At 59.4% G+C, this 13,339-nt stretch carries 10 protein-coding genes; all 10 read left to right on the top strand.

Annotated features, from left to right (window positions below; genetic code table 11):
• The first annotated feature begins 69 nt into the window (after positions 1–69).
• The 10 genes from E8K79_RS02365 to E8K79_RS02320 all read left to right on the top strand — a co-directional run bounded on the left by E8K79_RS02365 (position 70) and on the right by E8K79_RS02320 (position 13,291).
• Positions 70–360, top strand: coding sequence for a metal-sensitive transcriptional regulator (locus E8K79_RS02365; protein WP_135869946.1), 291 nt, complete (start codon positions 70–72; stop codon positions 358–360).
• A 19-nt stretch (positions 361–379) separates the two neighbouring features.
• Complete coding sequence (locus E8K79_RS02360) at positions 380–2,887, top strand: heavy metal translocating P-type ATPase (protein WP_136513318.1); 2,508 nt, start codon at positions 380–382, stop codon at positions 2,885–2,887.
• A gap of 3 nt (positions 2,888–2,890) precedes the next feature.
• Positions 2,891–3,109 carry a heavy metal-binding domain-containing protein gene (locus E8K79_RS02355; RefSeq protein ID WP_136513317.1) on the top strand — a complete coding sequence of 73 codons (219 nt, stop codon included), beginning with the start codon at positions 2,891–2,893 and terminating at the stop codon, positions 3,107–3,109.
• 427 nt (positions 3,110–3,536) lie between these two features.
• The gene (locus E8K79_RS02350; RefSeq protein ID WP_136513316.1) at positions 3,537–4,697 is read left to right on the top strand and encodes an ABC transporter permease; all 1,161 of its coding nucleotides are present in this window, start codon (positions 3,537–3,539) and stop codon (positions 4,695–4,697) included.
• 9 nt (positions 4,698–4,706) lie between these two features.
• Entirely contained in the window at positions 4,707–5,375 is a 669-nt protein-coding gene (locus tag E8K79_RS02345) for an ABC transporter ATP-binding protein (protein ID WP_136513315.1), read from the top strand.
• 295 nt (positions 5,376–5,670) lie between these two features.
• Positions 5,671–7,005, top strand: coding sequence for a TolC family protein (locus tag E8K79_RS02340; protein ID WP_136513314.1), 1,335 nt, complete (start codon positions 5,671–5,673; stop codon positions 7,003–7,005).
• 34 nt (positions 7,006–7,039) lie between these two features.
• Positions 7,040–8,443, top strand: coding sequence for an efflux RND transporter periplasmic adaptor subunit (locus E8K79_RS02335; RefSeq protein ID WP_136513313.1), 1,404 nt, complete (start codon positions 7,040–7,042; stop codon positions 8,441–8,443).
• A 33-nt stretch (positions 8,444–8,476) separates the two neighbouring features.
• A complete protein-coding gene (locus E8K79_RS02330; RefSeq protein ID WP_136513312.1) occupies positions 8,477–11,614 on the top strand; it encodes an efflux RND transporter permease subunit in 3,138 nt (1,045 codons plus the stop codon).
• Between the two features lie 148 nt (positions 11,615–11,762).
• Positions 11,763–12,230: a hypothetical protein gene (locus E8K79_RS02325; protein ID WP_129125467.1), complete on the top strand. Its 468-nt coding sequence runs from the start codon at positions 11,763–11,765 to the stop codon at positions 12,228–12,230.
• A gap of 170 nt (positions 12,231–12,400) precedes the next feature.
• Positions 12,401–13,291: a GerMN domain-containing protein gene (locus E8K79_RS02320; protein ID WP_136513311.1), complete on the top strand. Its 891-nt coding sequence runs from the start codon at positions 12,401–12,403 to the stop codon at positions 13,289–13,291.
• The last annotated feature ends 48 nt before the right edge of the window (positions 13,292–13,339 follow it).

Raw genomic sequence — 13,339 nt, 5'->3', positions numbered from 1 at the left:
TACCCCTGGGGGGTATGCTGGCTTTGTATCGATACCCCCTGGGGGTATTAAAGAAAGCCGGAGGGAGCCATGACTGACTCGCCTAAAGACAAGCTGACCACACGCGTCAAGAAAATCGCCGGGCAGGTAGCCGGGATCGAGCGGATGTTGGATGAGAAACGCTACTGCGTCGACATCCTGAACCAGATTGCCGCGGTCCGTTCTGCGCTGGATTCGCTCGGCGTGGAACTTTTGACTCGTCACCTGGAGAATTGCGTACTGGGGCAGGGGAGTGACAAGCAGCACGACAGCGCGAAACCGATGAGCCAGCAACAACTGCTGGACGAGGTAAAGACTGCACTGTCACGTTTTCTGAAGTAGCAAAGAGGAGGAAATGGATATGTCGGAACAGCTGGTTTTACGCGACCCCGTCTGCGGCATGGACGTGGAGGAAACGGCGCAGTTTGAGGCCGTACATGACGGGATCACCTACAAGTTCTGCTCGGCAAGCTGCAAGGAGAAGTTCGTCGCCTCGCCGGAGACGTTTCTAAAGGAGGCGCCCGCTGACGCGCCCAAGGCCGCACCCGCACCCGCACCGGGAACGGCAGATCAGTGCGAGTTCCCCCTGCTGGGGATGAACTGCGCAGGGTGCGCCGGACGCATCGAGAAGACGCTGAACTCGACTCCTGGTGTCGTGACCGCCGCGGTGAACTTCGCTACCACGCGCGCGACAGTCAAATACGACCCGCAGTCCACCGACCCTGATGCCCTTAAGCAGGTCGTGCGCGACATGGGCTACGACGTGCTGGAGGCAGGTGTAGGCGGCGAGGCGACCGACGAGGCCGAGATGCTGGAGGCCCAGACGCAGGTGCACGAGGCGCAGTATCGGAAGAACAGGACCAGGTTTTTCGTAGCGCTCGCCCTCACCATTCCGGTTGCCTTCCTGGCGATGGCAGGGCACGTGGTTCCGGCCTTGGCTGACGCCCTTAACTTCCCCGGCCGCGCCTGGGTGGAACTCGCGCTCACCACGCCGGTTCTTTTCTGGGCGGGACGCGAGTTTTTCACCGGTGCCTGGGCTGCCGCCAGGCATCGCGTTGCCGACATGAACACCCTTGTCTCACTGGGAACCCTGTCCGCCTACATCTTCAGCCTCGTCGCGACCATAGCGCCCGAATGGCTCATGGCCGGTGCCACCGCGGCGGATGACGCGGCCGCCGGCCACGCCCACGGCATGGCGGCCCCGGTAGGCGTTTATTACGAGGTAGCCGCCATCATCGTCACCCTGATCCTCATGGGACGCCTCCTCGAAGCGCGCGCCCGCAGCAAGACAAGCGGCGCCATCCACGCCCTGATCGGCCTGCAGCCAAAGCTCGCACGCGTCGTACGCGACGGCAAGGAACAGGACATCCCGATTGCCGAGGTGCAACTGGGTGATGTGATCGTGGTGCGTCCCGGCGAGAAGGTCCCGGTGGACGGCGAGGTGATCGAGGGGAACTCGTCCGTCGACGAGAGCATGCTGACCGGTGAGCCTTTGCCGGTGCAAAAGCAGACCGGGGACACCGTGATCGGCGCCACCATGAACAAGACCGGCTCCTTCCGCATGCGCGCCACCAGGATCGGCAAGGACACCGTGCTGCAGCAGATCGTCCGACTGGTGCAGCAGGCGCAGGGGAGCAAGGCGCCCATCCAGCGGCTGGCCGACCTGATCGCAAGCTACTTCGTTCCGGTGGTGATCAGCCTCGCCATCGCCACCTTCGTGGTCTGGTTCGACGTGTCGCCGCCGGAGACCCGGCTCAACATGGCCGTACTCACCTTCGTCTCCGTGCTGATCATCGCCTGCCCCTGCGCCCTGGGGCTCGCCACACCGACCGCAATCATGGTCGGCACCGGGCGGGGCGCGCAAAGCGGCATCCTGATCAAAGGGGGCGAGGCGCTCGAGACGGCGCACAAACTTACCACCATCGTTCTCGACAAGACCGGGACCATCACCCGCGGCGTCCCGTCGGTGACCGATGTCCAAGCGAAGGGGATGGATCGTAGAACTCTCCTCCAGTTCGCTGCATCGGCGGAAGCGGGAAGCGAGCATCCTCTTGGTGAAGCAATCCTGCGTAGCGCAGAGGAGGAGGGAATCGAGAAGCTTTCGGTCTCCGGCTTCAACGCCATCCCGGGACACGGCATCGAAGCCGAGGTCGGCGGTAAGAAGGTGCTGATCGGAACACCGCTGCTGCTTAAGAATCACGGCATAGCCGTCGACGCCGCATCCGCACACGACTTGGCCGATGCAGGAAAAACGCCCATCTTCATGGCCGTGGATGGTGCCTATGCCGGCGTCATCGCCATCGCCGACCCGATCAAGGATGGTTCTGCCGGAGCCGTAAAAAGGCTGCATGAGCTCGGGCTGGAAGTGATCATGCTGACCGGCGACAACAGGCGCACCGCCGACTCCATCGCACGCCAGGTCGGGCTCGACCGTGTCGTCGCCGAGGTCCTCCCGGACGGGAAGGGTGAGGAAATCCGGAAACTGCAGGCGCAGGGCAAGGTGGTTGCCATGGTGGGCGACGGCATCAACGACGCTCCGGCACTCGCCCAGGCGGACGTCGGTATCGCGATGGGAAGCGGCACCGACGTTGCCATCGAGGCGGCCGACATCACCCTCGTAAAAGGGGATCTAAACGGCGTCATCTCGAGCATCGCCCTGTCGCGGGCAACCATCGCCAACATCAAGCAGAACCTGTTCTTCGCCTTCATCTACAACATCCTCGGCATCCCGATCGCGGCGGGCATCCTGTACCCGTTCACGGGCTGGCTGTTGAGCCCGATCATCGCCTCGCTGACCATGGCGATGTCGTCGGTAAGTGTCGTCACCAACGCCCTGCGCCTGCGCGGGTTCACCGTGGAAAGAGGATAGATCATGGACACCGCACAGATCATCGTCACCTTGGGCGGCATCGCCCTGATAGCCTTCACCCTCTGGTTCTTTTTCGGCAAGAAGAGCACCAATCAACCTTCTACATCTAAGAGCGCCCTCTATGCCTGCCCCATGCACCCCTGGATCACCAGCAGCGACCCCACCGCAGACTGCTCGATCTGCGGGATGAAGCTCGTGCAGGCCGACGAAGTCGGGAAGTAGCAAGACGGCCGTGTGTGGAATATTCCTCGGGGTACGTTGAATATTCTTCCGCAGCCGTGCCGCGTTTTTCCTTGTCGTGTCAGGATGCGACGAAGTTTCGCCTACTTGAAGCAGGCCCTCACGCTTGGCACGCACCTTGATAATGAGAAGACCGGTAGTCGTTGAAAAGATGCCGTGGAATACCGCCTCCTCGGTTCCACGGTATCTTCCTCACCCGCCTTCGCGTACGCGCTTCGGCGGATCACTCCCCCCCTCCCTATACGGGAGGGGGCTGGGGGGGTGGGTGAAGCTGCAATCTGCAAAGCTGGTGGCTAATTCCCCCACCCCTAACCCCTCCCGCAAGGGGAGGGGGACCAGAAGCGAATACTGGACGTCTTGAAGCATTCAGCAGCAACTCAATCGATCGATACCGCATCACGGAGACAAGATGAAACTGCACACCATCTCGATCAACAACCTGAAACGGCGCAAGGCGAAGATGGCTTTCCTCACCGTCGGCCTCATGGTCGGCATAGCTACCATCGTAACCCTCGTCACCCTGACCCGCTCCATGTCCAACGACATAGAACGCAAGATGGACGAGTTCGGTGCCAACATCCTGATTACGCCGCAGAGTAACGGCCTGTCCATGAACTACGGCGGCATCAGCCTGGGCGGCGTCACCTTCGATCAGCGCGAGATCAAGCAGGAAGACCTGGACAAGGTCCGCAAGATCAAGAACAACAAGAACATCTCTGCTATCTCGCCCAAGGTCCTAGGCGGCGTGAAGATAAATGGCCACGACGTGCTGCTGGTCGGGGTCGAATTCCCCGCCGAACTGAAGATGAAGCAGTGGTGGCAGATTTTCGGGGAGGAACCAAAGGGTGAAAACGACATCCTCCTCGGCAGCGACGCTTCCAATACCCTGAACGCGAGCTCCGGCGATACCATCGAGATAAAAGGGGAGAAGTTCAAGGTGGCGGGGGTGCTGAACCAGACCGGCTCACAAGACGATTCGCTGGTCTTCGCCTCGCTCCCGAAGGTGCAGAAAATCCTCGGCAAGGAAGGGAAGATCACCATGGCCGAGGTGGCCGCACTTTGCTCCGGCTGCCCGATCAACGATATGGTGAACCAGATCGCCGAACTGCTTCCCGACAGCAAGGTTTCCGCGATTCAGCAGGTAGTCGCCGGGCGTCTTAAAGCGCTGGACCAGTTCAAGCGTTTCTCCTACGCCATGGCGGGCGTGGTCGTCTTCATCGGCTCCCTGATCGTCTTCGTAACCATGATGGGTAGCGTGAACGAGCGCACCACTGAGATCGGCGTCTTCCGCGCCATCGGCTTCAGAAAGAGCCACATCATGCGCATCATACTGCTCGAGGCCGCACTGGTAAGCATCCTCGCCGGTCTTTTGGGGTACGCCGTGGGTATGGGAGGTGCGAAACTGGCCCTTCCTTTCATGGCTGAAAGCAAGAACGCCCACCTGGTATGGGACACCACTATCGCGTTCGGTTCCGTCGGGCTCGCGCTTATCCTGGGCATCCTGGCGAGCCTCTACCCCGCGCTGCACGCAAGCAAGATGGATCCGACCGAAGCCCTCAGGGCTCTATAAGAGGACGACATGGCTATCATAGAAATCAAGAACGTGAAGAAGCAGTATCAGACCGGAGCGGACCTGGTTGAGGCGCTGCGCGGAGTCGACATAACCATCGAGGCTGGAGAGTTCATCACCATCATGGGGCAGTCCGGTTCTGGGAAGAGTACCCTGCTGTCCGTTCTCGGCGGCATGAACCATCCCACGAGCGGGGATGTCGAGATGGCAGGCGTCAAGCTGTACCAGTTGGGAAGCGAGCAGTTGGCCGACTTCAGGGCTCAGAACCTCGGGTTCGTGTTCCAATCCTTTCACTTGATCCAATACCTTACCGCGCTGGAAAACGTCATGCTCCCGCTTGCCATCGTGAAGATGAGCACAGCAGAGAAGAGGGATGCGGCGCGTAAGGCGCTCGAGCGGGTCGGTCTCGGCGCGAAAACGGACCGGCTTCCAAACCAGCTTTCCGGCGGTGAGCAGGAGCGCGTTGCCATCGCCCGCGCCATCGTGAACAACCCACACATCCTTCTTGCCGACGAGCCGACGGGGAACCTCGACTCGAAGACGAGCGAAGAAGTCATGACACTTTTCAGGCAACTGAACTCGGCAGGGCAGACCGTGGTAATGGTCACACATAACCCGGAGAACGGTGCTTATTCGGATCGGACCATACATTTAAAGGACGGCTTGATCAGCGAGTAGTTTCGCCGCCCCCCTCATTCGTTACTCGTGGGAGTGGGGAGGGCGTCTGAAGAATCTGAAGAACACGCTTTTTTGTCTCTGTGTTCTTCAGATTTTTCCTTTTATGCCGAGAAATAACAGGGGATTACGTTAAATATTTAACCGTTGATTGTATAATATTCCACGTCGACTGGTGAATATCCTTCTCGCACGGCACCGCATTCAGTGGTGAATTGCGCTAAGTCAGCATGTTATGATCCCGGCACGGATCGTGTAAGGTCAAACATAAAGATATCGCCAAGTTTCCGGAGTCACCATGAAATACCGGCTATTTCCGCTGTACCTGTTACTGTCACTTTTGTTGGCCGCTCCGGTGGCCCACGCCGACGCAACAAAGCTCGCCACGGAAAACCTCGACCAGTTGGTACAATCCGCCCTGGAGAACAACCCTGAGCTGAAGTCTTCCTCCGCGCGGTGGCAGATGTACAGAAACCGCATCAAACAGGCGGGCGCCCTCGAAGATCCCATGCTGATGCTGAAGATCCAGAACGGCGTCGTCACCGACCCGGTCAATTTCAAGCGCGACGGCATGACCCAGAAGGTCATCGGAATAAGCCAGCTGTTTCCATTCGCCGGGAAGCGTCAGCTCAAAGAGGACGTCGCCGCTGCAGAGGCGGAAGGGTACCGCTGGAGCGTCGAGGAAAGGAAGCTGGAACTCACCCGGATGGTGAAGGAAACCTACTACCAGATCTATTCCACCGACAGATCCCTAGCCATCCTCGACAAGAACATCAAGATCCTCGATGACTTCATCACCCTGGCCCAGACAAAGTACTCGGTGGGGCAGGGGGCGCAACAGGACATCTACAAGGCGCTCCTGGAGCGCTCCAAGATGCTCGACATGAAGATCTCCCTTGAACAGCAGCGTAGAAGCCTCGAGGTCAATCTCAACTTGCTGCTGAACCGCCCACAGACCACTAAAGTGGGCGAGATTAGCGACTTCAAGCTTGCCCCGTTTGGTTACCCCCCCGAGCAGCTGCTCGACATGGCCGAGGACAGTCGTCCGCAGTTGAAAACGGTCCGTGCCCAGATCGAGAAGGGGAAGGCAGGGCGTCTGCTGGCGCAAAAGGAATCCTACCCGGACTTCAACGTCTCCTTTGAGTACATGCAGCGCGACAAGGCCATGGGGAGCGACGGTTCCGACATGTACTCGCTTGGCGTCACCTTTAACCTTCCCATCCAGAAGGCGCGCCGCCAGGCGATGGTGGCTGAGTCCACATCCGAGGTGAGCATGGGCGACGCCGAGCTCGCAGCGGCTAGAAACACCATCTCTTCCGGCATCAATGATCTTCTGGCCCAGATGGAGCGGCGTAGGAAGCTGGTCGATCTCTACACCACAGGGATTATTCCTCAGGCCGAGCAGTCGCTGGAATCAGCCGTCATCGGCTACCGGGTCAACAAGGTCGATTTCCTGACCTTGCTCGACAACCGGGTGACGCTCTTCAACTACGAGCGCGAGTACTACGACTCCATGGCGGACTACCAGATGAAGCTGGCCCAGCTTGAAGCGTTGGTCGGCAGGGACCTCTCTTCCGCGGCGCCGGTGCATGATTCCAGCAGCGACAGCGAGCATGCCGCAGGGCATCAGTGATGTTATTTAATTTCTACCCACGAGGTACTTACCTATGAACAAAAGCTTGAAGGTTGCGATTCCCATCATCCTGGTCCTGGTTGCGGCAGCTGGCGGAGGATACTACTTCTGGCAGCAGAAACATCAGGCTCCCGCGGGGAAGGATAAAACCGCCCAGGGACCGGTGCTCTATACCTGCGCGATGCACCCCTTCATCATCAAGGACAAGCCTGGAACCTGCCCCATCTGCGGGATGCAGCTGATCAAGAAGGTCGAGGGGGCAACGGCGACCCCGGAAGAGCAGAAGATGCTCGGCCATGTCTCCCTCTCGCCGACCCAGTCGGTCATGGCCAACGTGGCCACGGTAGCCGCTGATTACGCGCCTCTTTCCAAGGAGATCAACGCGGTCGGCATCGTGCAGTACGATCAGGCGAGGCAGGCGAAGGTCACCGCATGGGTGGCGGGACGCATCGATAAGCTGAACGTGAACACGGTCGGCGCCTACGTTTCCAAGGGGAGGCCGGTCGCCGAGGTTTACTCGCCCGACCTTGTTGCCGCCCAGCAGGAATACCTTCTCGCCCTGAGAAGCCGCGACCAGTTCAAGAAATCAACCATAGAGGCCATCTCGCAGGGAGGTGAGGGGCTGGTCGCTTCGGCGCGCCAAAGGCTCAAGCTCCTGGGCGTCAAGGATGCGCAGATCGCCGGACTCGAGAAGGCTGGGCACCCGAACATCAAGCTTCCCATCTACACGCCGCTCTCCGGGATCGTCATCGAGAAAATCGTCCAGGAGGGGCAATACGTCAACATGGGCGATCCCCTCTTCAGCATCGCCGACCTCTCCAGCGTCTGGGTCGAGGTCGAGGTGTACGAAAACGAATTCTCCTTTGTGAAGATGGGGCAGCGCGTCGAGATAGTCTCGCAGTCCTACCCAGGCAAGACCTTCGCCGGGCGCGTCTCCTTCATCTACCCCTTCCTCGATCCCAAGACCCGGACCGTGAAGGTGAGGGTGGATCTTTCCAATCCCGGACTGAAGCTTAAGCCCGACATGTTCGTCAACGCGAGCATCAAGGCGCCGCTCGGCAACGCGCTGGTGGTTCCGGTTACCGCACTCATGGACACCGGGAAGCGTCAGGTGGTCTGGGTCGAGTCGCAGCCCGGGATGTTCGAGCCGCGTGATGTGCAGGTTGGTGCCCGCGTGGGGGACAAGGTGCAGATCCTCTCCGGCGTGAAACAGGGCGAGAAGGTCGCGGCTTCCGGCGGCTACCTGATCGACTCCGAGTCGCAGCTTTCCGGCGGCTCTGGCGCAGGCGGCCACGAGGGACACGGCGGTGCCGCGGCTCCCGCTAAAGGGACTCCTGCCGCTCCCGGCGCGGGTGGCGGCCACGAGGGGCATGGCGCACCGGCCGCACCGGCCGCTCCAAAGAAAGGCGGTATGAACATGGACGACATGAAGATGTAGTTGCCGGCATTCCATTGAGCACTGAGGTTTTACATGATTGAAAAGATCATCGAATATTCCGCCCGCAACCGAGTCGTCATCCTGATGATGTTCGCTCTGGTGATCGCCTGGGGCGTGTGGGCCGTCTATAAGACGCCGGTGGATGCCATCCCGGACCTTTCCGACAACCAGGTAATCGTTTTCACCGATTACCCCGGCCGTTCTCCGCAGGTGGTCGAGGACCAGGTGACCTATCCGCTCGCCGTGAACCTGCAGGGGCTCCCGCAGGTACGCGCGGTGCGTGCCTCCTCCGCCTTCGGTTTCTCGATGATCTACGTGATCTTCGAGGACAAGGCCGACATCTACTGGGCTAGGACCCGCGTCCTGGAGCGCCTGAACTACGCCGCATCGCTGCTTCCGGCAGGCGTGGTGCCGACGCTTGGCCCGGACGGCACCGGTGTCGGGCATGTCTTCTGGTACACCCTGGAAGGGAAGGGGTACGACCTCGAACAGCTGCGCACGCTGCAGGACTGGTTCGTACGCTACCAGTTGAACACGGTTCCCGGCGTCGCCGAGGTCGCCTCCATCGGCGGCTTCGTGCGTGAGTACCAGGTTGACCTCGATCCGAACCGCCTCTTCGCCTACAACATCAAGGTTGGGCAGGTGGCCGATGCAATTAAGAAGTCGAACAACGACGTGGGCGGCAGGCTACTCGAGCAGGCCGACGCCGAATACCTGATCCGCGGCCGCGGCTACGTGAAGTCCACCGCCGACCTCGAAAACATCGTCGTGGGCGCAGACATGCGCGGCACCCCGATCTACGTGAAGAACCTCGGCACGGTACAACTGGGTGGCGCCATCCGCCGCGGCATGCTCGACATGAACGGGCAGGGTGAGGCCGTAGGCGGCATCGTGGTGATGCGCTACGGCGAGAACGCCAAGGACGTCATCGACCGGGTCAAGGAGAAGATCGTTTCGCTCGAGAAGGGGCTTCCTCCCGGCGTTAAAATCATGGTTTCCTACGACCGAAGCGACCTGATCGCCCGCGCCATAGACACGCTGAAACACTCGCTCATCGAAGAGTCGATCGTCGTCTCTCTAGTGATCCTCGTCTTCCTGCTCCACTTCCAGAGCGCCCTTGTCATCGTGCTTACCCTCCCGATCGCTGTGCTCATCTCCTTCATCACCATGAAGCTCATGGGCGTGACGTCGAACATCATGTCGCTAGGGGGGATCGCCATAGCCATCGGCGTCCTGGTCGATGCTGGCGTCATCATGGTGGAAAACTGCTACCGGCACCTCTCCGAGATGCCGCCCGAGGAGCGCAAAGAGAAGCGCCTTGAGGTGATCATCACCTCGGCCAAGCAGGTCGGGCGCGCCATCTTCTTCTCGCTTGCCATCATCATCCTCTCTTTCGTACCGGTCTTCCTGCTTGAGGGACAGGAAGGGAAGATGTTCCACCCGCTCGCTTTCACCAAGACCTTCTCCATGATGGGGTCGGCGTTCATCGCCATCACCCTGGTCCCGGTGCTCATGTACTTCTTCATGAAGGGGAAGATGCCGCCTGAAAGCTCCAACCCGGTCTCCAGCTTCTTCATAAAGTTGTACTCGCCGGTCATCAGGTGTGTGCTCAAGTGGAAGAAGACAACCATCGCACTGAACGTCGTGGCGCTCGCCATCGCCATTCCGATGTTCATGAGCATCGGCAGCGAGTTCATGCCGCCTCTGGACGAGGGATCGCTACTGTACATGCCGGTAACGCTTCCCAACATCTCGATCAACGAGGCGAAACGACTGATCCAGGTGCAGGATACCGTGATCAAGAGCGTCCCGGAGGTACAGCACGTGCTCGGCAAGGTGGGACGCGCCGAGACCTCGACCGACCCGGCGCCGGTCTCCATGTTCGAAAGCATCATCATCCTGAAGCCCAAGGAACAGTGGCGTCCCGGTGTAACCAAGGCGGACATCGTCTCCGAGCTGGACGGCAAACTGCAGCAGATAGGTGTTAGAAACGGCTGGACCCAGCCGATCATCAACCGCATCAACATGCTTTCAACCGGCGTGCGCACCGACCTCGGCGTCAAGATCTTCGGCTCAGACCTGAACGTACTGAAGGATCTGGCGGTGCAGGCCGAGGGGATTCTGAAGACGGTGCCGGGTGCCGCCGATGTCGTCGCCGAACGTGTTACCGGCGGGAACTACATCGACATCGATATCGACCGCGAGGCAGCGGCTCGCTACGGCGTGCAGGTTGGGGACATCCAGGAGGTGATTTCCACGGCGCTTGGTGGCGAGATGCTTTCCACCTCGGTCGAGGGTCGCAACCGCTTCCCGATCCGCCTGCGTTACATGCGCGAGTTGCGCAGTGACATCCCGTCCATCCAGCGCATCCTGGTCTCCGGCATGGAGGGATCGCAGGTCCCGCTCTCGCTGGTCACGAAGCTGAAGGTCTCCACCGGTGCGCCCGAGATCAACAGCGAGGGGGGGCTTTTGCGCTCCATCGTCTTCCTGAACGTGCGCGGACGTGACATGGGCGGCTTCGTGAACGAGGCGAAGACGGTTCTCGAAAAACAGCTGAAGCTTCCCCCGGGATATTACGTCGCGTGGTCGGGGCAGTGGGAGAACCAGGTCCGCGCGAAGGCGAGGCTGCAGATGCTGGTACCTGCAGGGATTCTGATCATCTTCATTCTGCTATACTTCACCTTCCATTCGGCGCTCGAGGCGAGCATGGTCATGCTCTCCGTACCATTCGCGCTGGTGGGCGGAGTTTACCTGGTGAAGCTCCTCGGTTACAACATGTCCGTCGCGGTATGGGTGGGATTCATCGCCCTTTACGGCATCGCGGTCGAGACCGGGGTGGTCATGGTCATCTACCTGCACGAGGCGCTCGACCGAAGACTCCTCAAGGGGCCGGTCACCGAGCAGGATATCTATGATGCGACTTTCGAGGGTGCCGTACTGCGCCTCAGACCGAAGCTGATGACTGTTGCCGTCGCACTCCTCGGCCTCGTGCCGATCATGTGGTCGTCTGGAACCGGCGCCGACGTAATGAAACCGATCGCGGCACCGATGATCGGCGGCATGATCTCCTCGGCGGTCCACGTCCTCATCATGACGCCAGTGATCTTCGTCCTGATGAAGAAGCACGATCTCAAGAAGGGGAAACTTAAGTACTCCGGGATGAAACACTGACAGGAGAATATGCCACGATGCCAGTGGAATATTCTTCAGACGTCCCTGTGGCAGAAATGACTAAATTAGCAAATACAACGACTTAACTGTTGGCACAACGTGTGCTAAACCAAGCATGATTACTTTTTCACATCAAAGGAGAATGAACATGAAGAAACTCATCGTCCTCGTAGCAGCAGCACTCGCACTGACCGCACCGATTGCTTCCTTCGCCATGGATCACGGTTCCATGAACATGGAGCACGGCGGCCACGACATGGGCGGCGTCGCACACGAAGAGGTTGTCAACGGCGTGAAGGCCACGTTCAAGGTCATGAGCATGAAAGAGCATATGGCAGCTATGAAGATGGAACTCCCGAAGGGGATGAAGGAAACCCATCACCTCGCCGTCGAGTTCAAAGACGCCAAAACCGGGAAACCGATCACCGAGGGTGACGTGAAGGTTAAAGTCCAGGGTCCGGATAAAGCGGATCAGACCAAGGACCTTATGGGTATGCAGGGCCATTTCGGTGCGGACTTCGACTTCTCTAAAAAAGGGAAGTACGGCGTCATGTGCAAGTTCAAGGTGAAAGACGGGCAGGTGCGCAGCTCCAAGTTCTGGTACACCGTAAAGTAGTACAACCGGGGGCGGCTTCTGAACAAAGAGGCCGCCCTTGATCTACCTCCCACACTGCTTCTTTCACTCATCTTCTTCCGTCCCTGCTATAGCTGCTTTAAAGTGTATCTTATTGAAGTATTAGATTAATCGTCTGGCGTTTTTATCTAAAATGGCTTAGAGGATCTTCTATGGAAAATTCTAACCTCTTCAGGCTCTCCAGTTTGGCTGCACTCCTTTTCCTGATGGTCGTCTTTGCCGGATGCAACGCGCGCAAGGAGCCACCCGCCGAGGCAAAAGGAAGAGTGAATGCCACTGACGCCTTCGTTTCTCAGTTCGGTCCGGTCCCGCCCATCGACAAAGGGACCTGCTACGGCTTCGTCATTTACTTCCCTTCGGCCAAGGAGCCGGGGAAGGTGCTACCTTTCCCGTTCTTCAGTTTCGACGAGGGGAGCCTCAAGAAGGTGGCTATCGGCAAACTGGTGGCCGGCATGGGGGATCTTCCCTCATACCATGGAGAGTTGGCCCAGCCGTTTCCCGCCGGGACCCGTGTTCTCGATATCTCACAGTCCGGCGACACCGCGTCCGTCAACTTCAGCAAGGAACTTGCCGGGGCGAAGCTTGACGCGAAGGCGCAGCAGTCCCTGGTCAACGCTGTCGTCCTCACCCTGCGGCAGTTCGCAGGCGTGTCCCGCGTGGCCATCAAGGTGGATGGCGCTGATACCCCGCTCAACAAACTCGCGGCATCCGCCGATGAAAAGAGCGTCCTCCCTCTCGCTCCGCCCAGGCTTTTGAGCGTGACCGGAATGAAGGAAAAGGGGCGGACCGACGTAGAGGAGATCGACGCCTTTTTTGATCGTCCGGTCGACATCAAGGAGCTCACGCTCTCCGGCGCGGATGGCAAAAGGATCGAAGGGGAGATCTACCAGTCGGTCTTCGACATGGCAGGTGTCCTGAAGGCGAAGAAGCCGCAGCCTTACCAGCCGGGAACCACCATAAAGGTGCACTGGAAGGTGGTCGACAAGATCGGACGTGCCTCATCCGGCGACACCGATGTCGCATTGGAAGTAAAAGAGCACTGACCTTAGTCGGCACAGTTGCGAACGTTGAGGGGAGGCGGTGGCGCAGTC

It is taken from the genome of Geomonas edaphica, assembly GCF_004917075.1.
Lineage (GTDB): Bacteria > Desulfobacterota > Desulfuromonadia > Geobacterales > Geobacteraceae > Geomonas > Geomonas edaphica.
The sequence above is the reverse complement of the archived record's forward strand: the minus strand, read 5'-3'. Positions and strand labels throughout refer to the sequence as shown.

What these genes read in the sequence shown, in the direction of transcription:
- E8K79_RS02365 (WP_135869946.1), top strand. Translation starts at nt 70, where the DNA reads ATGACTGACTCGCCTAAAGACAAGCTGACCACACGCGTCAAGAAAATC.
- E8K79_RS02360 (WP_136513318.1), top strand. Translation starts at nt 380, where the DNA reads ATGTCGGAACAGCTGGTTTTACGCGACCCCGTCTGCGGCATGGACGTG.
- E8K79_RS02355 (WP_136513317.1), top strand. Translation starts at nt 2,891, where the DNA reads ATGGACACCGCACAGATCATCGTCACCTTGGGCGGCATCGCCCTGATA.
- E8K79_RS02350 (WP_136513316.1), top strand. Translation starts at nt 3,537, where the DNA reads ATGAAACTGCACACCATCTCGATCAACAACCTGAAACGGCGCAAGGCG.
- E8K79_RS02345 (WP_136513315.1), top strand. Translation starts at nt 4,707, where the DNA reads ATGGCTATCATAGAAATCAAGAACGTGAAGAAGCAGTATCAGACCGGA.
- E8K79_RS02340 (WP_136513314.1), top strand. Translation starts at nt 5,671, where the DNA reads ATGAAATACCGGCTATTTCCGCTGTACCTGTTACTGTCACTTTTGTTG.
- E8K79_RS02335 (WP_136513313.1), top strand. Translation starts at nt 7,040, where the DNA reads ATGAACAAAAGCTTGAAGGTTGCGATTCCCATCATCCTGGTCCTGGTT.
- E8K79_RS02330 (WP_136513312.1), top strand. Translation starts at nt 8,477, where the DNA reads ATGATTGAAAAGATCATCGAATATTCCGCCCGCAACCGAGTCGTCATC.
- E8K79_RS02325 (WP_129125467.1), top strand. Translation starts at nt 11,763, where the DNA reads ATGAAGAAACTCATCGTCCTCGTAGCAGCAGCACTCGCACTGACCGCA.
- E8K79_RS02320 (WP_136513311.1), top strand. Translation starts at nt 12,401, where the DNA reads ATGGAAAATTCTAACCTCTTCAGGCTCTCCAGTTTGGCTGCACTCCTT.